The following is a 23,460-nucleotide window of genomic DNA, read 5'->3' as shown; positions in this document are numbered from 1 at the left end:
CGAAACATTTCTAACCTGGCTGAATTTAGCGGGGGGGCTTCGCAAGAGCGCGAGGCAGGCCATGTCCAATTGCCAAGATGCGTCATATGATTGTTAACTTCACAGGCGGGACGAAGATGACTGAACCTAAGTTGGAAGTTCCCGCCGAGCTGCGCGAGCTCGCATTCGTTCGAGACAATGACGTCGAGCAAGCGCTTCGCATCCTCAAGAGAAAAATGCAGCGGGAGGGCGTGTTCAGGGAGATGCGCCGCAGGCGCTTCTATGAGAAGCCCTCGGACAGGACGTCGAGAGAGAAAACGGAAGCCATCCGCCGGCTACGCAAGCTCGCGCGCAAGCAGGCCATTCGAGACGGACTGATCGCCGCTCCGGTGAGGAAGCTGCCGCCAGGGGCAAGAACGGGACGGGACCGCGTGCCAATGCCGCTAGATCGCGGCAAGGCTAGCGGATGCGAATGTGCGCTCAACAGCGACGTGCCGTAGGTCGCGAGGGTGACGGCGCTGATGCTCTCGATCATTGTGGCCATGCTCCGTTACGGTGCGCCACCGGGATCGTTATAAGCCGGATCCAGTCCCCTCGAGTTGAGAGAACCGGACGGTCAGAATCTCTTTCATCGTCATTCTACCGTTGGCGAGCTTCTCAGCCAGAATGAGCTGTTGCACATTGGGCAGGCCGGCCGGTATCACCATTTTCCCACCCGCTTTCAATTGGTGGATCAGCGGAGGCGGAATGAGATCGGGAGCAGCCGTCACGATCACCTTGTCAAAGGGGGCGTGCTCTGACCAACCGTGATAGCCATTGGCAATCTTGAGTTCGACATTGCTACAGCCCTGCTGTCGGAGCCGTCGCCTCGCCTCTTGGCCAAGCTCTTCGATGATTTCGACGGAGTATACCTTGCGGGCCAGCTGCGCCAGGATGGCGGCCTGATAGCCAAGACCGGTCCCGATTTCGAGAACGCTATCATCGGCCTTGATGTCGAGCAGATCGGTCATTAGGGCGACGATAAATGGCTGCGAGATCGTCTTTTCGAAACCGATTGGAAGCGGAATATTGGCATACGCGTAGGGCTGAAGTTCGACTGGCACGAACTCGTGCCGCGACACTTTGCGTATGGCCGTCATGACACGTTCGTCAAGGGCACTCTTGCCAATTGTGTCACGCAGCGCATAGGCGTTGGCGGCGATGACCGCGAGCATTTCTTCACGCAAGGCCTCAAGGTCTTCTGCTCGCATTGGCAACTTTCACGACGCATGGCGTTACGCCCGCGCACGCCTAGCCAGGCTACTGCACCAACTGGCCACCCGTCACGACCTCCCGCAGGCAATGCGGAGAGGTTCCTCAAGCGGAACTATGCCGCCCATGACACGCTGAAGACGTCGCAGGTCCATTGAGGACAGCGGGAGGCCTTCAAACGGGCGGGAAAGATTGTACAATCTCGACAGCTGTCCTTAAAGCGGGACATGCCGAAATCTTCGTGGCGGAGCGGCAGCGGCCGTGCCGTCGGCAGGCGTTTTACCAGCAATCCGGCGCCGTTCCTTTGCTCGCGCTGCTCGTGTCGCCTCCTCCTGCAGCGCGGAACGCTCTGATGAAGGCAGCGGAGGATCGCAATGAGCTGGTCCTATATCCCGAGATGGAAATTCACTGACAGCTGCGGCGCCTGTGCCCGGGGGATCCAGATTGGCTGCACCAATGACGGCAATATGCTGCCTGCACGCTTGATCTGATCACGAGGCTCACCGCCAACGAATTTGGCCAATCCTGCATTTCAATTTGCGTCATCCTCAACCCCAAGGAGATCGACATGGCCAAAGGTCAACAAAGAAGCAATCGGGAGGCCAAGAAACCCAAAAGGAAGAAGATCAAAGTCATTGCCGCAGCGCCAAGCCAAAAGGGTGTGGGATGGCAGCCGACCTTCGCTGAGGGCAAAAGGAAATAGAGATGGCTAGCTTCATCTGAGGCGTTGTCGGGAGATCGTATTCGTGGGCGATGAAGCGGCCGCTGATCAATGTCATGGCTTACTCCTTTACGTGATTGCTTCGATCGCGCCCTCAAACGATCGCCTGCGGTCGGCCGTCCGCATCCCGCTCGCTCCGAGCATGGCGCGTGATGAGGATGAGTGCGTCAACGAGGGCGCCCGTCAATCGTCTCAGCCCTCCGCGGCGAGCCGGGCGAAATCGTCGACCAGCGCTGCCACCAGCGCGCGGTGCCGCGTATCCTCGGCAGGCAGGCTCGCGGCATAGAGGTTGAACGGATGGCGCGCTGAGCTATCGCCGAAAGTTGGTGACGGAGGGAATCGGAAAGGCGGCATATCGTGGGAGTGCTTGACGCCTCCACTTCTCCACCGAAGGAGCGATATGCCGTGTCGAAAGATAACATCATCAAGCTGATTCAGCCAGGAAACGTCGCCGATCAACTCACAGAAGTCTTGCGCAACGGGGCACGTGCCCTTCTCGCCCAGGCGGTCGAGGCCGAGGTCGAGGACTTTCTCGGCAAGCATGCCGATTTGAAGACCGCGGACGGCCACCAGCGCGTCGTCCGCCACGGTCACCTGCCGGAGCGCGAGGTGATGACCGGTATCGGTCCGGTCGCCATCCGCCAGCCACGTAGCCATCCGCCAGCCACGTATGCGTGATCGCGAGGCGGACGCCACCGATCCCGGCCGCATCCGGTTCTCTCCGTCGATCCTGCCACCCTACATGCGCCGTTCGAAGTCGATCGAGACGCTGCTGCCGGTCCTTTACTTGAAGGGTATCTCGACTGGCGACTTCTCGGAGGCGCTGGCTGCGCTGCTCGGCAAGGATGCTGCCGGGTTGTCGGCATCCGCCATCGGTCGCCTGAAGGATGGCTGGCTCGACGAGCACACCGCGTGGCAGAAGCGCGATCTGTCGGCGAAGCGCTACGTTTACATCTGGGCCGATGGCATCCATCTGGAGGCGCGGCTCGAGGACGAAAAGGAGTGCATCCTCGTGCTGATCGGTGCGACGCCGGAAGGCCGCAAGGAACTGGTCGGCTTCACCGATGGTGCCCGCGAGAGCGCGCACGACTGGCGCGATCTGCTGCTTGATCTGAAGGGGCGCGGGCTCGGCGTGCCTCCGCGGCTCGTCATCGCCGATGGCGCGCTCGGCTTCTGGAAAGCCGCCGGCGAGGTCTGGCCGAAAACGCGCGAGCAGCGCTGCTGGGTGCACAAGACTGCAAACGTGCTCGCCAAGCTGCAAGAGCCTGCAGCCGAAAGCCAAGCGCGCTTGCAGGAAATCTGGATGGCTGAAACGAAGGTCGCCGCCGAGCTGGCGTTCGACGCCTTCATCGAGAGCTTCGCGCTGAAATACGAGAAGGCGGCCGACTGCCTGAGCAAGGATCGAGACACGCTGCTCGCGTTCTACGACTTCCCGGCCGAGCACTGGTAACACTTGCGGACGACCAACCCCGTCGAAAGCACCTTCGCCACCGTGCGCCACCGCACCATCCGATCGAAGGGGTGTCTGTCGAACGGGACCGCGCTCGCCATGGTCTTCAAACTGGTCGAGGGCGCACAGAAAAGCTGGCGCCGTCTCGATGGCCCCGACCAGTTGCCAAAACTCGTTCTTGGTGTGACATTCAACGACGGGATCGAGGTCATCGCCAAGCCGACCGACCGTCAGCCCATAACCGCCGCCGCCTGACCGGCCCAGCCGTCACCAAAATTTGGCGATAGCTCTGAAGATCCGGAGTCTCAGGCCCGGATCGCGGCGTTCGAGGAACGCCTCAACGAACTTGGGTGGACCGTAGGCCGCAATATTAGGATCGACTACCGCTGGTATGGGGGCCAAACCGAGCGCGCCCGGACCGCCGCAGCGGAGTTGCTCAAAATGTCGCCGGACGTGATGTTTGCGAATGCGAACCCGGCTACGCGAGTTTTGCAGGAGCTTACCCGCAACGTCCCCGTTGTGTTCACGACAGTCACTGACCCGGTGGGATCGGGTTTCGTCGCAAGTCTTGCGCGCCCCGGCGGAAATATTACCGGCTTTACCAATCAGCCGGTGGAAGGGGCGAAGTTCGTGGATCTGCTCAAGCAGATCGCGCCCGGCGTCAAGCGCGTGTCGGTGATGGTTGGAAACTCGTCGTCCAGCGATGCGATTTCTCTTTCGGCGGAGAAGGCGGCACCGAAGTTCTCCGTCGAAACCACCAAAGTCGTGGTGAGTGATCCCTCGATCATAGAGCCGGTTCTGACGGCTTTAGGGAACGACCCGAACGGCGGCCTGATCATTCCCGGAGACACTGTCACATCATCCAACAGGCAACTCATCGTCAAGTTAGCAGCTGCCCACCGAATACCTTCCGTCTACGGCTTCAAATTCTTCGCTACGGCGGGCGGCCTGCTCTCGTATGGCATCGACGTGACCAGCCAGTTCCTGGACGCGACAAGCTACATTAATCGCATTCTCAGAGGCGAAAAGCCTGCCGATCTTCGGGTACAGCAACCGTCGAAATTTTCACTTATCATCAACCTCAAAACCGCCAAGACGCTCGGCCTCACGGTGCCGCCAACGCTGCTCGCAGCCGCCGACGAGGTTATCGAATAGATGGGCTAATTCTTTGCGGCACACGAGTCCGTTATTAGCCCATCGGCGAAGTTGAACATTTTCTGCAAGAGGCCCCTCATTGAGCCAGAGCGGACCAGACCTGCTCAACCTGGGTTCTTCGCATTTTGACCCTGAGCCGACCATCGCTTTTCTCCGGCCCGCCAGATTTGATCCAGTGGGGTCCTGTGGACATTTCTACGGCACCTTGCGGTCCATCTCAGGTCTTAGGACGACACTTTCCTGTGCCGTCGCTTCGTTGCGTGAGCCAATGAACACGGCCGGTTGTGCGCCTCGGTTCACCGCAACGTGCAACATGTTTGCGGGGATGAAAATGTAATCCCCTGGACGCACAATGTCGCGATACTGAAGTTGGTCGCCGGTCCACAATTCCATTTCGTCGCCGCTGAGCATGTAGAGCGCAGTTTCGTGGTACTCGTGCACGTGTGCAAGCGTTCGCTTCCCGGCCGGAAGCGTTATCATCCCGAGCCAGAGCGATCGTGAGCCCACTGTTTCTGCGCTCACTCCGGGCTGGTAATCGCTGCCTTGTTCGGCGCGGTAGCCAGCGCCGTTCTTCACGACAGAGGCTTTATGCGCTGCAGCAATCGCGTTGCTCTTGCTCTGGGTGGCTTCAAGAACCGTCATCGAGCCCTCCTATGGTGATAGATCCACGCGCGTAAATTCTGCCATCAGCGCCCGAAAAGTCTTGAACGCGAAGCCGAAATATTCCGAGAGTTTGCAAAATCCGCTAGTGTCGCGGCATGTCTACAGATTTCGCCTTCGGCCCATTTGTCCTTGATAGGCGACGCGGAAGCCTTCTTCGAGAGGGCCGGCCTGTAGCCATCAGTAGCAAGGGTTTTCGTTTGCTTGAGGCTCTGATTGGCTCACCGGGTCGAGTGCTGACAAAAGACGAATTAATGCAGGCGGCCTGGGGCGACACGGCAGTCGAAGAGAGCAACCTTTCGGTTCAGATCGCCGCGTTGAGAAAGCAACTCGGGCCTACTGCAGAAGGGGGAGATTGGATTACCACGGTTCCACGCGTCGGCTATCGATTCGTTGGGCCGGCAACAGCGCCGATTCAACGGACCACTGAGACGAAGACGTCCGTGGCTGAGGATCGACCGTCCATCGCCGTTCTGCCGTTCGTGAATTTGAGTGGCGAAAAGGAGCAAGAATATCTCGCCGATGGTATCACCGAGGATATCATTACCGCACTGACGCGGTTTCGCTGGCTTTTCGTCATCGCGCGCAACTCAAGCTTTGCCTACAAGCACAAATCGCTTGACGCAAAGCAGATCGCGCAGGAACTCGGCATTGAGTATTTGATCGAGGGAAGCGTCCGCAGGTCCGCTCAGAAGATCCGGATTTCTGCACAGCTGATAGAGGCCACATCAGCAAAGCATATCTGGGCTGAGCGCTATGACCTCGAATTGACCGAGGTGTTTGCAATTCAAGACGAAATTGCAGAACGCGTAGCGGGCGCTATTGAACCGGAGCTGCTCAAAACGGAAGGCGCGCAAGCAGCGGCTCGACACACCGGTAACATCACAGCTTGGGACTCGTACGGCGTGGGACCTGGCATTTTCATCAGGTGACCAACGAGAACCATCTGAAAGCCCGAGAGCTATTTCGTCAGGCCGCTAATCTCGATCCCGATCTTCCGGAAGGGCATCTCTGGCTCGGTCGGGTCAGCGCCGGCCTGGTTGCCTATGGCTGGTCGGACGATCGTGCGGCAGATTTGCATGAGGGCAAGGAAGCGGCTTTGAACGCCGTTCAGCTGGACGGACGAAACCCTTATGCACATTACTCGCTTGCGATCGTCAGTGCGTATGCAGGCGAGTTCGAGCAGGCAACTAGCGCCGCCAGAAAAGCGGTTGAAATCAGCCCCAGCTTTGCACTAGGTCATCTAGTCTTGGGAATGGCTCTCCTGTTCAGCGGACGCGCAGCGGACGCAATTGCGCCGCTTGAATGTGGGCTGCGACTGAGCCCTTACGATCCGCAAAATTTCGTCTGGTTCAACATTCTTGCGCTGGCACGGCTCTTCTCCGGACGCGCGGAAGCGGCTCTGGAGGCCGCAGCGCGCGCTTTACAGGTACGGCCGAGTTGGCGGACCAGCCAGGAAGTGCTCGTCTGCTGTTATGCGGCGCTTGGAAAGTGGGACGACGCTCGGCGCTGCGCGCAACAGATGCCCGGCATTGCAGGGCAGCCCGGCGGCGTACTGGAACCGCTCAAGGCCCACAATCCGGCGTGGGCAGAGCAGATGGCCAGCAGTGTCCAAAGGGCGCAGGCTTAGTAGGCCGACGTGGGGCGCTGATGTCGCGTTCTGGTCCCTCGCGATTGTTTGCGCCCGAAGTGTGGGGCAGACCGAAAGTCAACTGCTGAAACTCAAACCGACGCTGTTGACCCATAGCAGCCCTTGAGCCCGTGCCAGTGCTTAGACCGCTTGAACCTGGGTACCAGGGCTACGCCATCGAGGCGGTGAAAATCCCGCTGTCGGGATCGGTGGCAGGCTTCGCCGGCGACATCGCGCGGTGCTGACGACGCAAGATATTTCGACTATTCTTAAATGCAGACCATCAAGGCCGGCAGGACAGGGCCTACGAGAGGAAATCGATGAGCACAGTAAAAAGCGCTCTGGCCCAGAAGAGTGACGCCCTGATCCATGTTCGTTCCGGCGACATGGTTGTCGAAGCTTTGCGCCAGATGCGCGGACAACCGGGTCCGGTCGGCGCTGGTCATCGACGACGACGTGCTGGTCGGTATCGTGACCCAGGGTGACTGCGCCATCAAAGTGCTGCTGCCCGGGCTTGATGCGAAGCAGACGCCGGTGGGCCAAGTGATGACGGGCAACCCGGTGACGGTCAAGCCGGACGATCGGCTGGAGGACTGCATGGCAATGATGGCTCAGCGTAGCTTTCGCCATCTGCCAGTGCTGGACGCGGGTAATGATGGCTCAGCGTAGCTTTCGCCATCTGCCAGTGCTGGACGCGGGTAAGGTCGTGGGCGTGATCTCGATCGGAGACGTCGTCAAGAACATCATCCGGGATTTGGAGCACAACGTGGACGACCTGATGGGCTACATCATGAAGGACGGCCCCGGGGGCTGACGGACGAACCGCGCGGTGCCGTCGCCCTCGCGTATGTCTGCTTGTGACCCTCAAGCCGGACCATCCAATGGTCGGGGCGCGAGTTCAGCGATGCTCGCCGCCGTCGGCATAATGGTCTAGACTGTCGTCCCGGCTGGAGGGCGACCATGGAATGCCCGAGCTGCGGAAGCGCCAATCGTGATGATAACCGATTCTGTGGGCACTGCGGGGTCCCGCTCGGTCAGCGATGTCGCGCTTGCGGTCGCGAGAATCCGGCTGGCAACGGATTCTGCAGGGATTGTGGTGCCTCTCTGACTGACGGCGCCTTTTCACGGTCTTCCACGGGGGCGGTGACGTGCAGCCTGATGTCTGCGGGTGCAGAGCGCCGGCAGCTGACGGTCATGTTCTGCGACCTCGTCGGCTCAACCGCGCTTGCATCACGACTCGATCCCGAAGACCTGCGCGAGGTGATCGGAGAGTACCACAAAGACGTTGCGAGGGTAGTTGGCCGCTTCGATGGCTTCGTCGCCAAGTACATGGGCGATGGGGTGTTGGCCTACTTCGGCTACCCACGAGCGCATGAGGACGATACCGAGCGGGCTATCCGTGCCGGGTTGAAGATTGCGGCAATCCCGCGGCCGGTATCGGCTGCGCCGGGCGGGACTCTAAGGGTGCGCGTCGGCATCGCCACAGGCCTTGTGGTTGTAGGCGATCTTGTTGGCGCCGGCGAATCTTACGAGCGCGGTGTCGTGGGCGAGACACCGAATCTCGCGGCGCGGCTGCAAGCCTTGGCGGAGCCAGGCGATGTGGTAATCGACGCAAGGACGCACAGGTTGACGGGCGGAATCTTCGACTATGAGGGACTCGGCGAGCGCGAACTAAAGGGCTTCGCCGCGCCGGTGGCCGCGTGGCGCGTGCGGGGCGAAGGCGTGGTCGATAGCCGGTTCGAGGCTCTGCATTCCGCCGCCACTCTGACCTCGTTTGTCGGCCGTGAGGACGAGATCCAGTTGGTACTCCGGCGCTGGAAACAGGCCAAGGAAGGAAAAGGGCAGGTCGTCTTACTCACGGGCGAACCGGGTATTGGAAAGTCACGCTTGAGCGTTGCGTTCCAAGAACGGCTGGCCGATGAGCTTTACGTCCGATTGCGCTACTTCTGCTCACCACATCACCGGGACAGTGCTCTGTACCCGACCATCGTGCAGCTAGAACGAGCCGCCGGGTTTGAGCGCGACGACACGCCCGAGATCAAGTTCCACAAGCTGGAGACGCTGCCGGCACCGACATCATTGCCAATCGCGGATATGACTCTACTGGCCGAATTGCTGCAGATTCCTGCCGGCGATCTGTACACGCCAAGTGAACTCAATCCGCAGCGAAAGAAGGAGGAGACATTCGAGGCGCTGCTTCGCCAGCTCGCAGCCTTAACCCGGCACCAGCCTCTCTTGATGATCTACGAGGACGTGCACTGGATCGACCCCAGCTCGCGCGAGTTACTGGATCGAGTAGTCGATCGTGTGGCGGGTCTACCAATGCTGCTACTGATCACCTTCCGACCTGAGTTTCAGCAGCCATGGGCGGGACGGTCGCACGTCACGTTCCTCGCTCTTCGCCGTCTGGCCCAGCACCAGGGCGCAATGCTCGTGCGGCGGGTTGCGGGCGACAAGACTTTGCCCGCAGATGCCGTGAAAGAGATCGTCGATCGCACCGATGGCGTGCCGCTCTTTGTCGAGGAGCTAACCAAAGCCGTATTGGAGGACTATGGGGATAGCCACGGCGCCGGGGGCAGATCCATTTCAGCGCTGGCTCAGCCCTCGACTCTGCAGGCGTCCCTCATGGCGCGGCTCGATCGGCTTGGTGCAGGTGCCAAGCAAGTGGCGCAGACCGGCGCCGCCATAGGCCGTGAGTTTTCCTATGAGTTGCTCAGTGCCATCGCCGGCGGAGCCGAGCGGGAGCTGCAGCACGAATTGGCTCGGCTCGTCACCTCTGAACTGGTGTTCCAACGCGGGACGCCGCCGGAGTCCGTTTACACATTCAAGCATGCTCTGGTGCAGGACGCCGCCTACAGCACGCTTCTGCGCAGCGATCGGCAACAGCTGCATGCGCGCATTGCCGAAGCAGTGGAGCGATGCTTTCCCGAGCGGGTTGCGCGCGAGCCGGAAGTTCTGGCTTTCCATTTCATGGAAGCACGCCGGATCGAGCACGCCATCGGCTATTGGCTGAAAGCCGGCGAGCGCGCCGCCCAACGTTCGGCCAATCTAGAAGCCATCCGGCATCTGAGCCGCGGGTTGGAGGCACTGCTAACGCTTCCGGACAGCCCCGAGCGGGACCGGCGGGAACTCGCGTATCAGATCGCACTCGGCACGCCTCTGATCGCCGTGCACGGCTATTCCGCGCCGCAAACGGGTTCCGCCTACAGCCGGGCACGTGTCCTCTGCGAGCGTCTCGGTGAGGCGGAGCCTCTGGTCGCAACCCTCAGCGGCGAGTTTGTCTATTACTTCGTGCGCGGCGACTATCCCATGATGCAGCGACTGAGCGACGAGGCACGACAGGTATCGGAGCGCCTGCCGAATCCGGTAGTTCGCTTTGCGAGCCACCGCTTGGCCGGGATCACGGCCATGCATTCCGGGGCGTTTTCCAAGGCGCGGTCCGAGTTCGAGACGATCCTGCGCCTGTATGACGCGCGTCAGCATCGATCGCAACCAGTGCATTATGTTCACGACCCGAAAGTCTCGGCCCTCACCTATCTTGCCCTGGTCCTCTGGATTCTCGGGTTTCCCGAACAAGCGCGTCATGCGAGTGCCGCGGCGTTCCGCTGCGCCGCGGAGTTGGATCAAGCAAACCTCACTGCGCACGTCCACAATTTCGCTGGCGCCGGCTTGGACGAGCTGCTCGGTGATGTCCCGGGCGTGCGAGCGCATGTCGATGTGATCGCTGAACTCGCCGATCGGCACAGCCTGGGCTATTGGCGCGTGAACGGTCTGATCCTTCGCGGCTGGGTCATGGTCCGGCAGGGTGCCGCAGAGGCAGGCATTGCGCTCATGTGCCAGAACGCCGCGGAACGCACCGCACTCGGCGTTAGTTGGTATCAAGCCCGGTATCTCTGCATGCTCGCGGCAGCCTATGCGCAGGCAGGTCAGGCCGAACGAGGGCTGCGCGTCGTTGCCGAGGCGAAGGACCTCGTCGCGAGAAATCAGGAACACATGTGGGAGGGGGAACTCACCCGCATCGAGGGAGAACTTTTGCGAGTCCAGGGCGCTTCGGCCCCTGAGATCGAAGCGTGCTTTGCGCAGGCTATAGCAACAACCCGCACGCAGGGCGCCAAGTCGCTGGAGCTTCGCGCAGCTCTAAGCTTCGCGCACCTGTGGTGCGATCAAGGGCGGCGCAGTGACGCCCGCGCGTTGCTCACTCCAACGTTCGGCTGGTTCACTGAGGGCTTCGAAACCGCCGACCTAAGAGCCGCAAAGGCATTGCTCGACGAACTGACGTAAATCGGCCAGCATGTCGCCTTGTGGCCTGTCGCGTCAAAGGCAATGCCTTAAGACTCAGGTCGGTTTTTGGGGAGCTGCGGGCGCGGCGCCCCGAGCGAAAGCGTGTTGGATAACCCACTGCGGTCACGCAGCAACTAGCTAATGATGCAGCCAACGGGCCAATTCGTGCCGGCCGCCAGCACCTGGCTTACTCAGTGATGGACCTGGTGATGATGTGACGATGACCCTGTGATCCTGCACGACACATCCCTCCAGTCGCCCTGGTCGCCTCGACGGTGTCGACGCATGTCTATCGCGGCGCGATGTTCTGTGCGCCGTGAAATAGGTTTCCCGAATCGAATTTGGCCTTGATCTCGGCGAGCCTCGCGTAGAGCCGATCACCATAGGCGGCGCGCACGCGGGCGTCGCCCTCGTCTTCGGTCATGAAATTGATGTAAGCGGTGCCGCTCGAAAACGGATGGATTGCCGCCCAGTATTCGCGCGCCCACTCGATATGACGGCTATCCTCCTGCGGATCCTCCCAGGCCGCCTGCACGTTCAACACATATTGGGCCGTCCGGAAGCCGACGGCGTTGAGCCCGCGATCGAGTTGGGCGGGAGCGCCGCCCATGTGCATGAAGAGAGCAGCGGAATGCTGTGAGGTAATACGTTCGGCGTGCTCGACCATCGCATCGATCAGGCGCTCGCTCATGTCGGCAAAGAAATCCGACTTCCAGTAATAGCGGCGGCCGAACGGCTGGCCGGAATCGAGCATGGTCTGATGCGCGATGAACGGCTTCATCGTGATCGTGTCGGCGGCCGGCTTGCCGAAGGTCTTGAGCGCACGCATCGCATCCTGTCCGGCGGACTGATCGCCGGTCCAGCATACGGCAATCGCCGCTATTGGAGTGCCGTGCAGTTCCTCGGGCAGGAATGGCGCGGGCGGGGCAATGCGCAGGATGAGCAAACAGCACAACTCGTCCGGCGCCGTGGCAGTGATCCGACGAAACTCATGCGCAACGTCGCGCGCTTGCGCCATCGGGTACACAACCATCCCGCATAGCGCCTGCGGTCCGTGTGGATGTGCCCGAAACTCGAAGGACGTGACCGCGCCAAAATTGCCGCCGCCGCCCCGCAGCGCCCAGAAAAGATCGGCGTTCTCGGTCTCGCTGGCATGGCGGCGCTCGCCGTCTGCGGTGACAATATCGACGGAAATGAGATTGTCCGCGGCATATGCGTACTTGCGGGAGGTCCAACCGAATCCGCCGCCCATCGTGAACCCGGCAACACCAGTCTTCGACACAATGCCGCCCGGAACCACCAAGCCGAAGGGCTGCGACTCGTGGTCGACATCCCCCCAGGTGGCGCCGCCCTCTGCGCGCACGATGCGTTTGCCGAGGTCGACGCGCACACCGCGCCGCACGCTCATGTCGATCATCAGCCCGCGGTTGCAGAGCGCGGTGCCAGCAATATTGTGCCCACCGCCTCGAATAGACAGCGGCAGTCCGTTCTCGCGGGCGAAGTTCACACAGGTGACAACGTCCGACGCGCCGCTTACCCGGGCGATGAGCGCCGGCTCTCTGGCGATCATGCCGTTCCAGATCGAGCGCGCTTCGCGGTATCCAGCGTCGGGGGGTTGCAGGAGGGCGCCGCGAAGCGCTGTACGAAGGTCCGCGACTGCCGCTTGACTCAGTCTGTACTCGGGCTGCTGGGCGAGAACATCGGCCATGACGACTCTCCAATTTCCACGCCATTGCGGAGGACACCGATATTTTGAGTTCTAATTTCTTATGCTCCTCGTCTCCTACCGGTCCAAAATCTATACTCATTGGATCGACTAAGGGAGCTTAAACTGGACCCCCAAAACTGCCGGGCCGCTCGGATCAAGTACGGTCGGCGGCAGCCGTATCGGGCGCCTAGCGTCCCTGATCTCGGCAAATCCGCTCCGCACAAGCCAGCTTTCGAACCGTTCCCACAGATCCTAAGAACCGTCGAGTTCGATGGCGCCGGAGCCGACGATGGTCTCCACCTGAACATCGCGCGTCATTGCTGCGATGCATGAGTCCGGAGGTGGCCCATCGCGGACGTTCGCCGCGTTTCGTCCTCCGACTGCTTCCGGCCCCAAAAGCGGACATAACGCCGGTTGTATTTCGTTGGAAAATGCCCCCTGCAAAGCGGTCCTTTCCTCGCGTAACGTGATCGCGAAAGGACAGGATCAGCAATGGGCATTTTTAAATCGACTCCCGAAAAGACCATCCAGCGCGACATTGACGCCGCAACGGCCAACCGTGACCGGCTCACTACGAAGCTCGCCGAATGCGAACAAGCCATGGCTCGCCACGCGACAGGCCAAGGAAAGCGCCCTGAGCAGCGACGATGCCGGCCTTGATGCTGCGGAGGCTTCACTGCGCGCCGCCCAGGATCGTGCCGCGACCCTCAAGACTGCATTGACGGAGATGAACCAGCAGCTCGCCGATCTTGAACGCGCCAAGGAGGACGCCGCTGACAAGAAGCTGCGCGCAGAAACGGCTGCCGAAATCGATCGTCTGGTTGGCAAGCTGACGGACGTCGGGGCGGAGTTCAACAATTCGGCTGCGCGACTTTCCGAGCATGCCGCTCGCGCCGTCCCGCTCGTCTACGACGCTCTCGGGCTCGACAAGTTCGTCGCGACTTGTCTCGTAGGAGTGCTAGCGGCATTGGAGTTGGTAACCAAGCTGCTTTGCGCCCACGCGGATGCTGTGATCGCCGGCACGGCGCCCGGGACCCTGCCGCGCGGCGATGATCAGCACGTTCCGCCGCCGGCCCAGGCGCCCGCTGAACCGCATTTCAAGTACCCCCCGTGAAGCCTGAGCCGAGCTTCAAGGGCTTCGTTCGGTCCTAGAAAGGAGGATGACTTGAAGTTCTGTCCGCCTGGCGCCGAGCCTTTCCGCACGTTGCACAGAATCGAGGCTGGTTCGGCAGCCCCGAAGACGTGCCTGAAAGCGTCGCTCGACTGATCGTCAACGAAATGCCTTCCGGTATTCCACGCACTATCGCCGAGGCTACGCGGGCGCGAATGATCGCGCGTCAGTTGGAGTACGAGTTGTCCAGGAGGGTCATTGCCACGCGACGCAAGCGGTTTGGGCTCGAAACGCGGAATTCGAGCACAGTGATCACATCGATGTCGGTCCGACGACACGCTATGCAAGATCAGGTGCGGTAATTAGCGACATCTAGATCGTCAGGCACGGCGGATGTAACCGGCCCGAGGATCTTGAAGGGCCCCGAACGTGCAAATCGTCGGGGCCCTTATTCTTACGTAGTCATTTGCATTCGGACGTCAGCTCTTGAACGCAAAGCCGAAAGCGTATGCTCGACCGCCCCCTCCGGTTGTGACATTGCATAGTTTTTCCGGATATCTCTATCTCTCGTCGATGTTGGAGCTCGGGGGATAGCTGAACGTGCGGGAATACAAACGGCGATTTCCGCGCAGGCTTTTATTTCGGCCGTAGCAACAGCTAGGGTGTCGTTGCGCCGTGCCCGGCCAGAGGAACCCTCGGTGCTCTTGTCCGTTTCACCTCTCTGTCAAGCCCGAGGAGGACTTCCACATGATGAGGATCGCTCTTGCCCTAGCGGCAGCCTCAGCGGTGCTGGTTACTGCCCCAACCATCGCTCCGGCCACGGCCCAAGGCGTCAAGATTGCTCAAGGCGTCGATGTTCAGGTGGGACGTGACCGCGATAGGGACTATGATTGGAATCGTCGCGGGCGGCACGAGTCCGATACAACGGTTGGCGTGGGCCCTGGTGGTGTCACTGTAGGTCCACGGCAGCGCTGTCGCACGGTAACCACTACGGTTGAACGGGATGGCCGCATGATCCAGCAAAGAGAGCGGCGCTGCGACTGACCAAGCAAATGGCCGCTGATCGTACTATCAGCAGTCTCCACTGACGGACCCGCAATTGGCGCCCTGAGCGCTCCGCGGCACTTCGGGGGCCGGCCGCATAACGTTGGGCGCGAGCGGAGTGGCTGGATGAAATGCGAGAGCTCCAGTTGGTAATCCAAATTGTGGCATATGCGCTGCTATCATCGTCCGCGTTTGCCCAGGCCTGTTGCCCCGCCGGCTGTGCGCCAGAAAGTAATCGGTGCGTGACCACGGGTCCGCTGTGGACCAGATGCGTTCCCGTCGCCTGCGTTGAGAGTCCTCGAATACCGTCCGCCGGGTCCTCTCGCCCTAGCGGCAAGTTCCGAGAAAGCGCGGTGCTCGCCCACCCGCTGCGCACGCGTACTTACGTGCCCCCACGTCAGATCCCCCAGCATTGCCCATCGACAAATCCAACCCAAGCACAGCTCGATGAGGCGACCAATCAATGTGTGAAAGAGTTGACCCGGAGTGCGCAGTTGCGGGATTGCTTATTCGAGGACGATGCCAACAGGGCTGAAGACAAGAGAACTGGCCTGAGCTGCCCCGAGCGCCAAGTTGCGCTGGCTAAGCAGTGTCTAAGACGCTGCGCCAACTACGCATCAGATACAACGCATTTGGTGTGCTCCGGCAGCTATCCGAACACCGTCTGGCGTATCTCGTTTGGAGATATCTCGGACGTCACTGGCAATTCCGCGCGTGTAGACCTCTGTGGGCCTCCACTAAGAAGTATTTTCGCGAAAAGGCCGCCGCCGGGGTGAGAGTGATGTGGGAAGGCGCAGGGGCAACAATCTAGGTTCAGAGCGAACAGAAGCTTGGGTAAAGGTCAAAACCGTATACACCGGGAAAAGTCCCAGTGGTTGGGTTCATCAAGGACCCGACCGGTGTTGCCGCGCTCTATCTCGGCAAGCAGTAAGGCAAAGAGTTGGTCTAGATTGGCAAGGTTGGGACCGGTTGGTCCCGCACAGTATCCAGCCAAACCCGCAAGCAGCTCGATACCGTCGTTAGCCCGATATCCAAGTTGACGAAGCCGATCAGGAAGCCGAAGGCCACTTGGGTTGAGCCGAAGTTCTATGCCGACATCGAGTATCGGGATAATCACGGCAGAGGGTTTGCTAAGGGCTGGCTCGTTCAAAGGGCTTAGCAAAGGAACGCGTCGCTTCTAAGCGAGTTTTCTTGCTTGGTGACTGGAGTGCCGGCATGAAACCGGATCGCGTAAGGCAAGCCGTCAAAGAGGCTCAGGCTATTCTCGCAAGCTACGTCGAGCCCGGCCCGTGCGACTGCAACAAAACAATCAATGACCTGTTGGACGTTCTCGATGACGAACGGCTCATACAGGCCATGGAGGAGGAAGATGAGCGACAACCTCACGAAAAAGGACCAGCGAGACCGTAGCAAGATCAACATGCATGAGGACTTCGAGGTCAAGAACTGGACGAAGGAGCTGGGTGTTTCGAAGGAGGAGCTGCAGAGAGCCGTCGATAAGGTCGGCAATTCGGCCGCTGCGGTTCGGAAAGAGCTGTCGGCATAACCGGAGGCGCGCGGTATGCTTGCGGTCTTTGGAGCAAAGCCCGCGCGTTCTTTATATCGAGGGCTGACGTGAGGGACGCCGAGCGCGCGTCACTGCTCCTCCTGCTGGATCTCGCGACGGCACTTGCGCTGTCAGCCCTGATCGTCGAAGTTCTAAAGCTTGTCGCTAAGCTTGGCTGGGTTTGTGAGAACCACCCCAATCGCGCTTGGAGCGCAGAGTTCGGCTGTCAATGCGGAGCGGGCGAACCGTGCGCGTGCAACAGGACCGCCCCCTTCGACGAGCCCGACGTCGAGCGGATCATTGAAGAAGTTGAGGGCGAGCCGAAGATGACGCGCCACTGATGAGGGCCGGAGACCCACACCAACACTCTGAGTTCAAGCAGCGCCTCGGAAGGGCAGCGTTAGCTGAGCGTCAAACCGTCTCGTGGCATTGGCAGCGATGAAAGCTTGCAGCGAAGGCGAGACGTCAACATCCGCATCAGCGGCGCGTTGGGCAATCGCGTCGGCGAGTTCTGACGTTGCGTCACGTGACCACCCTTCGATCGCATTGAAGGCGATGATCCGCACCGGAAAGGCGTATTGGCCGGACAGAAGATGGCGGAGGATGGTTTCAAAGTCGGCGTCTTGTTCGTCGGTCTCGCGCCAAGCGCAGCCGGCACGGGCGCCAAAATCTTCCAGCACAAGATAGATATCACGATCGAGCGGTACGACCGAAGGTGACTGACGCATACGCAACTCCAGGATGACCGCGACGAAAACTCCGATCATGACCCAGTGTTCCGCCTTCTGAAAAGCGGAACTCTTGTCGATAGTTGCAAGTTACGACGATAGGAGATGCAGTGTCCCAATTGGACGCCGACAGGTTCAAGAGGCAAGCCTGAGGAATGCCTTCACCTAGCCGCCCAGTGCGCGAGCGAAACGGATAAGGAAGCTTGGCTGCGTCTCGCGGCCGAGTGGGACAGGCTCGCAGAACACGCGGACCGCAAGCGCGGTATCTTTGATCGATACGAATGAGATTGGCGGCGTTCGTTTCCGGCACATTGAAGCTTGCCGCTGAAGGCGAAACGGACCAAGTTTATAAGTATGCAGACCGGCGCGGGGTGCGGACCGAGTTGCGGAGCACCCCGCGGGAGGCTAGTTCAAACGGATCTCATAGCGAAGTTTCAGCCGGCCAGCCGTAGTCTTTGCGGCATACTGCACGCGCGCGAGATCGCAGTCCTCCTGCGCAATTACATGCAGTTTCCAGTTTATGCCGGGGCGGTCACCGGCCTCAAATTCGATCTCGACGGAGAGGACGTTTTCGGTGCCGGGAAAACTGCGTACCTCCTGCAGCGCAATACGCTCGAGATCGTCCTTCGAAACCAGAGATCTTGACACCGTCCCCTCCTGGGCAAAGCACGGATTTGGTGCCGTGCTTCTTCCCAATCGGGTCAACGATCCCGTCGTTCCTAATCACTGCTTGTGTAAGTCGATCCTGAAGCCGGCGCGCATGCAGTTGAAGGCAGTGAGGTAACTCGAAGTAGAATACTAGGATCGGAAACCGGGAAAAATGGCAAATTCCTGCTGCCATGAATTCGAATGATCCCGCGCTGATCGTCCACTGATCGCGTAGTTCTGAATGACGCGACGGCGGCGGTCCTCTAAGTCCTGTTCGGTGCGGATTTTCTCGGCGCGCCGCGCAAGCTCTTCATAATTTTGAGCCGCCTTGTGCAGTGCTTCTCTGGCGTGCTCGACTTGGCTGCGGTCAGCCTTGCTGCGGAACTGCTCCGCTCGTTTCCACCAGTACTTGAACGGGTGTAGACGCTCGATGGCCCATGGCGGCCCCTCTACGCTACTACCTCCGGCTCTTCACAAAGGTAAGGAACATTTGCGCGTTTGCCAAGTTTTCCCGATGCCCTTCCCCCCAGGGCATTGGTCCCAGCTCATCCCCCCATTGCCCCTACGGAGCTGGGGCCTTTCTTTGCTCATCATTTTGCCAACAGGCGCACGAAGGTCCCGCTCACGTGCAGGTCAAGCCACCCACGTTCGACGGCGCACTTGATCTCGGCGCCGAACTCCTCGCCGCTGGCCTTCAGCATGCAGAGGAAGGGCGCATTGATCTTTTCGATGTGGATGCGGCGTCCTGCACGGGCTCGATGCCGGCGGCGATCTCGACCAGCTTGCGCGCGGCGGCTTCTGCGTCCGGGAAGGGACGTTCCTGAGTGTACTTCTTCATATCGTGGTTGACTTGTCTTCCTTGTCCGGCCCGCGCGCCACGATCTTGAGCACATCATCCGCTAGTGGTCGCTGCAGCGCCTTCGCCTCATTCCACGACGCTCGCATCCAGACATCGCGTTCCTCATCCGTCATCAGGATGACGGGCATCGCCTTCGGATGGATCGGCGCGACCACTGAGTTCGGCGTTGTCGTCAGGAAGCCATAGACATTGTGCGGTCCCGGGATCGGTTTGGACTTTGTACCTCGGTCGCCCTTGAACTCGGTCCAGATGCCTGCGAACGCAAACAGCGGGCGATTCTCATTGAGCGCAAACCAGACCACGTCCTTTTTCTTGGTCTCCGGGTTCGGCTCTGGGGCGTACTCTGCAAAGCTGTTTGCAGGACCAAGCAGCGGTCCTCGGGCTTGAGCCAGCCGCGCCAGTGCGGCGATGACGTATTGCGGATGTTGGTGACCGGCGGGCCACCCGTGCGCGGCGGGGATCGCGGCTTGGTTGGTGGTGATGCTGTAGAGGTTGCACAACGCCGACCTAGATCAACGCGCAAGCTACGGACGTAATACCCTTGTCCCTGAACGGCCAACCTGATCTCGTCGCTGACTTTGGAAATGCTTTTTCTGCTCTTGCGCCACTTATGCCTAGAGCTGAGCGCTGGTATCGCAGAGCCTTTGCTTAGGACGAGCAAGTCGCATTTATCATTGCGATAGACATCAAACACTTTTTCGCCCCGCTGATCGTATCGAAGTAAATACGAAATATGTTTCAGTTGTCTCGATCGATCAGCTTACTATCTCGAATGGCTGCGCGGGTCCGTGGTACCTGGACGTTGCGGAAAACAGGCGCCCCGCCAGTCTGAAAGCTGACATATGTGTCAAAAACTAACTCATAATTTAAATTTAAGCTCCTCATAATTTAAAGTACGTTTGAGTTCACGCTCGCCGTTCGGCCATGTAGCGACGCAGCGCGGACCACAGCTTCGTATGCGACGATCTCCCACATACGGGAGGAGCGAACGTTAAGCCACAGCGTGGGGTTTGAAATCGTGACTGCGCGCTGTTGTCAATCTGAGAGCATAGTTCAGACCGGGAGGAAAACGGATGGGCGGCAATCACGATCTCAACCGTCGAGCGTACCCACCCTCTCAGGCGGTTTAGAGAACGATCTTTTAGGAGCGCCGTTCAATTCCGGTTCCCAGGGGCTCGTCCCCATCTCGAACCAACATCGTTGGAGCCGAGCCCAACACTCCCGCTACCCTCGCGCGGTCCTATAGCGCGGAAGCGGCGTGGCCAGTTGGACTTTGCTGGCTGACGATCTTCCTAAGCTGTTTCGCTCTCAGCTAGCGCGGGCGGTCTCTCGGCCGGGTCAACACGCTTTGGCCGGCTTGATCGGGCAGGAGCAGGAGCAATGGCCAGCATGCTCGAGGTGAGGGATCGCCATATCACGACGAAGCGGCCACCGGTTCTGCTGGCGGCAGGCCCCGTCTTGCTTCGGCCACTGGGAATGGCGGGCATTCCGGCGATCGTCGCCTCAAGCGAAGGCGATGATCCGACATTCGCCTCACGCTATTGCGGCGGCCGCTGCATTCTTCCGCCGCGCAGCGAACCAACTGCGCTGCTCGATGCGCTGCTTGACGCCGGCGAGCGACTATCGGGCCGTCTCGGCCGCCGTGTTCCTCTGATGTATGGCGAGGATTACTTCCTCGAGCTCATCTGCATGCATCGCGAGCGCTTGCAGGAGAAGTTTCTGCTGCTTCTGTGCGATCCGGACGTCGCGATCGGGCTGCTGACGAAGGATCGGTTTGACGAACTCGCGCGCGCCAGAGGAGTTCTCGTGCCCCGCAGCCTTGACTGGGATATGCTTTCCCAGATCGTCGGTCCGGTGCTCGCGAAGCCGCGCTCGAAGTCCGATTGGCACCATTCGCCACTGCAGGTTCGGCTGTTCGGCGACCACAGCAAGGCCCTCATTTTCGAGAACGGCGGAGCGGCGATGGCCCATCCTTCCATTGCGCCCCTTCGGGGGCAGCTCGTGTTCCAGGAATACATCCGGGGAGATGATCGCCAGCTATGGTCATTCCATGGCATCTCCGACGAGCAGGGCAAGGTTCTTGCTTCCTTCGTCGGCAGGAAGTTGCGGACCTCGCCGCCGCTCACGGGCGAGAGCTCGTTTATCGAGATGGTCGAGGACGAAGAACTCGCGGCGTTCGGACGGCGACTGGCCGAGCAGATACCTCTGAAAGGCCCCTTCAAAATAGACTTCAAGACCGATGCGCTATCCGGTCGGCACTTCGCTCTGGAGGTGAATGCGCGATTTAATCTCTGGCATTGTCTCGGCGCGGCGAACGGCCTCAACCTCATGGAGGTCGCCTATAATTACGTCGTGGCCGGAAGGCGGCCGCCACGCCTTTCCTACCGCACCGACACGCGCTGGCTCTACCTGCCGCTCGATTGGCACGCCTATCGCGCGCTTTCGCGGCAAGGGCAGTTGACCCTCGCGGACTGGGTTTCCTCGATCCTCTTCTCGCGAACCGTCTACAACGTGTTCGCGTGGAGCGATCCCGCGCCGTTTGCATTGGTGTTCGTGCGGGCGTTCGTGCGGAAGGTTCGCAAGTTGTTCAGACTGATGATGGCATGGTGGCGCCAATGGCTCTCTACGGCATCCTAGGCGACATCCACGGCAATCGCGAGGCCCTGATCGCGGCTCTTACGGCGCTCGACCTTTACGGTCCCGAACGGCTCCTTTGTATCGGCGACATCATTGGCTATAACGCAGACTCCGACGAATGCACTGCCATCTTGCGCGAGCGCGGGGTAGTCTCGATCGCGGGCAATCACGATCTCATCGGCATCGGCATTCTTGGTTTTGAGCGCTGCTCGAATAAGGCAATGTATGCTCTCAAGCGCACGCGCCGCTCGCTCCGGCCCGGCACCGTCGAGTACCTCCGTTCGCTGCCGCGAAGCCTTCCTGTCGAGGATCGTGCAGTTTTGGTTCATGGCGGCGTGCGCGACGTGCAGCAGTATATGACCGGCATCCACCATATCGCGGAGAACGTTGCTCACCTTCGCGCGGATCTTCCGGGTCGCAAGATTTGCTTCTACGGTCATGTGCACCAGCAAAGAATCTTCGAGATCGGGGAGGGTGGAGACATCCGCGAGCTTCCCGCGAACGGGGTCGTGAAATTGAATCCCGATCGCGAATATTTCATCAACCCGGGATCGCTGGACGCGTCGCGCAAGCCTCAACCGAAATTGGCGGAGTTTGCACTATTCGATAGCGTCCTGCTGACCATCGAGTTCCTGCGCGTGTCGTATGATGACGCTCTGACGGAAGCGAAAGCCGCCATGGCCGGATACCGTATCGGATTTTGGCGTGATCGGTACTACAGCTGGCGCCGCAAGCTCCTCGGCCGTTCGTGAGTGAACGGGGATAAGGGCTGCCGGACCGACCCACCGATCACACCTAAGCCGACTGCTCTGCAACAATTACCGGTCCATCGAAGCCGACTGCAGATCAAGTCATGGCTTCGTTCAAACGCGCGGCGACCCCCGTAGCGTCACCTCCGCGCGCCTGAGTTCCGACTTGATCCGGCGCTCCAGACCGTCGTGGCCCAGGGCTATCCACTTCAGGTCATGCTCCGGATTTGCCAGACGAGCGCCCGGCGAAACATGCCAAAGATCGCAGCCGTGCTCTCCGGGCAAGATGCGAGAGCCCCGAAACTATGCAACCGAGATCAGAAACTGGGGCAAATCCTGTCGGGGGGAACGTAAGTAGCGCTCCCCCGCTACTACAGGCCACGATATTGTCAAACGCCATCCGGAACTGCCCCCTTTGCGTCATGAAGAACTGCCCCCACCATCTGGGTTATGATCTCGGTTGAAGGTTGTTTCCGACGGTGACGGGCCGGAGGGAGGCGGAGCCGACCGGAGGGCCGTCACCGGCGGGCGGCGGCTGGATGAGGCCGCTCTTGCGCTTGGCGCGGAGCCGGTAACTGTCGCCGCGGATCGTCAGCACGTGGCTGTGGTGCAAGAGCCGGTCGAGGATCGCGGTGGCGACCACGGGATCGGCGAACACGGCGCCCCATTCGGCAACACTGCGGTTCGAGGTGATCAGCATGGCGCCAGTTTCGTAGCGCCGGCTGACCAGTTGGAAGAACAGATGTGCCGCGTCAGGTTCCAGCGGCAGGTAGCCGAGCTCGTCGACGATCAGTAGCTTTGGCTTCGAGAGCGCGAGAAGTTTCTCGTCCAGACGCCGTTCGCCATGCGCCTTGGCAAGGCCCGCGACCAGCGTCGTCGCGGTGGTGAACTGCACCGTGTACCCGGCCAGGATCGCCTCTCGCCCGAGCGCGATCGACAGATGCGTCTTACCGACGCCCGGCGGTCCGAGCAGCAGCACGTTCGCCGTTGGCGATCCAACGTGACGCGGCCAGGTCGCGGATCTGCTTTGGATCGATCGACGGCTGCGCCTCGAAGTCGAAGCCCGCCAGCTCCTTCACGGCCGGGAAGTGTGCGAGCTTCAGCGCCACTCGATGCGGCGATGATCCTTGCGCGCGATCTCGCGCTCGCACAGCAGGATCAGCGTCTCACGCGCCGACAGGTTCGCGCGCGCCGCCTCGTCGAGCAGGCTGTCGAGCTGATCGCGGATGCCGGAGAGCTGCAATCGCGCCAGCATGGCATCGAGCGGATCGGCCGTTGCTTCCATTATCTTCTTTGCCCGCGC

General features: G+C 60.4%; 18 protein-coding genes and 4 pseudogenes. 15 read left to right on the top strand and 7 right to left on the bottom strand.

What is annotated here, in order from left to right; genetic code table 11:
* Positions 1 to 116: 116 nt before the first annotated feature.
* Entirely contained in the window at positions 117 to 479 is a 363-nt protein-coding gene (rpsU, locus tag MTX21_RS19910; protein WP_280971110.1) for a 30S ribosomal protein S21, read from the top strand.
* Positions 480 to 551: 72 nt separating this feature from the next.
* On the opposite strand, the gene MTX21_RS19905 is transcribed toward rpsU, so the two are convergent.
* A complete protein-coding gene (locus tag MTX21_RS19905) occupies positions 552 to 1,229 on the bottom strand; it encodes a protein-L-isoaspartate(D-aspartate) O-methyltransferase (RefSeq protein ID WP_280966437.1) in 678 nt (225 codons plus the stop codon).
* A gap of 569 nt (positions 1,230 to 1,798) precedes the next feature.
* Between MTX21_RS19905 and MTX21_RS19900 the strand changes: the two genes are divergently transcribed.
* From MTX21_RS19900 to MTX21_RS19890, 3 genes and pseudogenes are all read left to right on the top strand, one after another.
* Positions 1,799 to 1,933, top strand: a complete 135-nt coding sequence (locus MTX21_RS19900) for a hypothetical protein (protein ID WP_280966436.1) — start codon at positions 1,799 to 1,801, stop codon at positions 1,931 to 1,933.
* Between the two features lie 423 nt (positions 1,934 to 2,356).
* Positions 2,357 to 3,656: pseudogene (locus MTX21_RS19895) on the top strand (IS256 family transposase).
* A 60-nt stretch (positions 3,657 to 3,716) separates the two neighbouring features.
* Positions 3,717 to 4,556 (top strand): ABC transporter substrate-binding protein, encoded by an 840-nt coding sequence (locus MTX21_RS19890; RefSeq protein WP_280971109.1) that lies wholly within the window; start codon positions 3,717 to 3,719, stop codon positions 4,554 to 4,556.
* Positions 4,557 to 4,751: 195 nt separating this feature from the next.
* Here MTX21_RS19890 and MTX21_RS19885 read toward each other — a convergent pair whose 3' ends face one another.
* Positions 4,752 to 5,198 (bottom strand): cupin domain-containing protein, encoded by a 447-nt coding sequence (locus MTX21_RS19885; protein ID WP_280966435.1) that lies wholly within the window; start codon positions 5,196 to 5,198, stop codon positions 4,752 to 4,754.
* A gap of 218 nt (positions 5,199 to 5,416) precedes the next feature.
* On the opposite strand from MTX21_RS19885, the gene MTX21_RS19880 reads away from it, so the two are divergent.
* The 5 genes and pseudogenes from MTX21_RS19880 to MTX21_RS19860 all read left to right on the top strand — a co-directional run bounded on the left by MTX21_RS19880 (position 5,417) and on the right by MTX21_RS19860 (position 11,127).
* The gene (locus MTX21_RS19880; RefSeq protein ID WP_280966434.1) at positions 5,417 to 6,148 is read left to right on the top strand and encodes a winged helix-turn-helix domain-containing protein; all 732 of its coding nucleotides are present in this window, start codon (positions 5,417 to 5,419) and stop codon (positions 6,146 to 6,148) included.
* On the top strand, positions 6,145 to 6,846 hold the full coding sequence (locus tag MTX21_RS19875; RefSeq protein ID WP_280966433.1) for a hypothetical protein: 702 nt from the start codon (positions 6,145 to 6,147) through the stop codon (positions 6,844 to 6,846). The genes MTX21_RS19880 and MTX21_RS19875 overlap by 4 nt, the downstream gene beginning before the upstream one ends.
* Before the next feature lie 369 nt (positions 6,847 to 7,215).
* A complete protein-coding gene (locus MTX21_RS19870) occupies positions 7,216 to 7,515 on the top strand; it encodes a CBS domain-containing protein (RefSeq protein ID WP_280966432.1) in 300 nt (99 codons plus the stop codon).
* Positions 7,499 to 7,660, top strand: a pseudogene (locus MTX21_RS19865) (CBS domain-containing protein); the annotation flags it as partial. The gene MTX21_RS19870 and the pseudogene MTX21_RS19865, both read left to right, overlap by 17 nt.
* A gap of 344 nt (positions 7,661 to 8,004) precedes the next feature.
* Positions 8,005 to 11,127 carry an adenylate/guanylate cyclase domain-containing protein gene (locus MTX21_RS19860; RefSeq protein WP_280966430.1) on the top strand — a complete coding sequence of 1,041 codons (3,123 nt, stop codon included), beginning with the start codon at positions 8,005 to 8,007 and terminating at the stop codon, positions 11,125 to 11,127.
* Between the two features lie 289 nt (positions 11,128 to 11,416).
* Here the strand turns inward: MTX21_RS19860 and MTX21_RS19855 are convergent, their stop codons facing one another.
* The gene (locus tag MTX21_RS19855) at positions 11,417 to 12,835 is read right to left on the bottom strand and encodes an FAD-binding oxidoreductase (protein ID WP_280966429.1); all 1,419 of its coding nucleotides are present in this window, start codon (positions 12,833 to 12,835) and stop codon (positions 11,417 to 11,419) included.
* A gap of 424 nt (positions 12,836 to 13,259) precedes the next feature.
* Here MTX21_RS19855 and MTX21_RS19850 point away from each other — a divergent pair, with 424 nt between their 5' ends.
* The 4 genes from MTX21_RS19850 (at position 13,260) to MTX21_RS19840 (ending at position 16,877) form a co-directional block, all read left to right on the top strand.
* Positions 13,260 to 13,949, top strand: coding sequence for a hypothetical protein (locus MTX21_RS19850; RefSeq protein WP_280971401.1), 690 nt, complete (start codon positions 13,260 to 13,262; stop codon positions 13,947 to 13,949).
* 1,990 nt (positions 13,950 to 15,939) lie between these two features.
* Positions 15,940 to 16,149: a hypothetical protein gene (locus MTX21_RS40105; protein ID WP_341511999.1), complete on the top strand. Its 210-nt coding sequence runs from the start codon at positions 15,940 to 15,942 to the stop codon at positions 16,147 to 16,149.
* A 210-nt stretch (positions 16,150 to 16,359) separates the two neighbouring features.
* Positions 16,360 to 16,536, top strand: coding sequence for a DUF3606 domain-containing protein (locus MTX21_RS19845; RefSeq protein WP_280966427.1), 177 nt, complete (start codon positions 16,360 to 16,362; stop codon positions 16,534 to 16,536).
* A gap of 68 nt (positions 16,537 to 16,604) precedes the next feature.
* Entirely contained in the window at positions 16,605 to 16,877 is a 273-nt protein-coding gene (locus MTX21_RS19840; protein WP_280966426.1) for a hypothetical protein, read from the top strand.
* 33 nt (positions 16,878 to 16,910) lie between these two features.
* On the opposite strand, the gene MTX21_RS19835 is transcribed toward MTX21_RS19840, so the two are convergent.
* The 3 genes and pseudogenes from MTX21_RS19835 to MTX21_RS19820 all read right to left on the bottom strand — a co-directional run bounded on the left by MTX21_RS19835 (position 16,911) and on the right by MTX21_RS19820 (position 19,271).
* Positions 16,911 to 17,264 (bottom strand): hypothetical protein, encoded by a 354-nt coding sequence (locus tag MTX21_RS19835; protein WP_280971108.1) that lies wholly within the window; start codon positions 17,262 to 17,264, stop codon positions 16,911 to 16,913.
* 405 nt (positions 17,265 to 17,669) lie between these two features.
* Positions 17,670 to 17,912, bottom strand: coding sequence for a hypothetical protein (locus tag MTX21_RS19830; RefSeq protein WP_280966425.1), 243 nt, complete (start codon positions 17,910 to 17,912; stop codon positions 17,670 to 17,672).
* 834 nt (positions 17,913 to 18,746) lie between these two features.
* Positions 18,747 to 19,271: pseudogene (locus tag MTX21_RS19820) on the bottom strand (SOS response-associated peptidase family protein).
* Positions 19,272 to 20,424: 1,153 nt separating this feature from the next.
* Between MTX21_RS19820 and MTX21_RS19815 the strand changes: the two are divergent.
* Both MTX21_RS19815 and MTX21_RS19810 read left to right on the top strand, forming a co-directional pair.
* Positions 20,425 to 21,408, top strand: coding sequence for a hypothetical protein (locus MTX21_RS19815; RefSeq protein ID WP_280966424.1), 984 nt, complete (start codon positions 20,425 to 20,427; stop codon positions 21,406 to 21,408).
* Positions 21,387 to 22,160: a metallophosphoesterase family protein gene (locus tag MTX21_RS19810; protein ID WP_280966423.1), complete on the top strand. Its 774-nt coding sequence runs from the start codon at positions 21,387 to 21,389 to the stop codon at positions 22,158 to 22,160. Before MTX21_RS19815 ends, MTX21_RS19810 begins: the two co-directional genes overlap by 22 nt.
* A gap of 445 nt (positions 22,161 to 22,605) precedes the next feature.
* Here the strand turns inward: MTX21_RS19810 and istB are convergent.
* Positions 22,606 to 23,442, bottom strand: a pseudogene (gene istB / locus MTX21_RS19805) (IS21-like element helper ATPase IstB).
* Positions 23,443 to 23,460: the final 18 nt, after the last annotated feature.

Source organism: Bradyrhizobium sp. ISRA430 (assembly GCF_029909975.1).
GTDB lineage: Bacteria > Pseudomonadota > Alphaproteobacteria > Rhizobiales > Xanthobacteraceae > Bradyrhizobium.
Note: the sequence above shows the minus strand (reverse complement) of the source record. Positions and strands in the feature narration are given on the sequence as shown.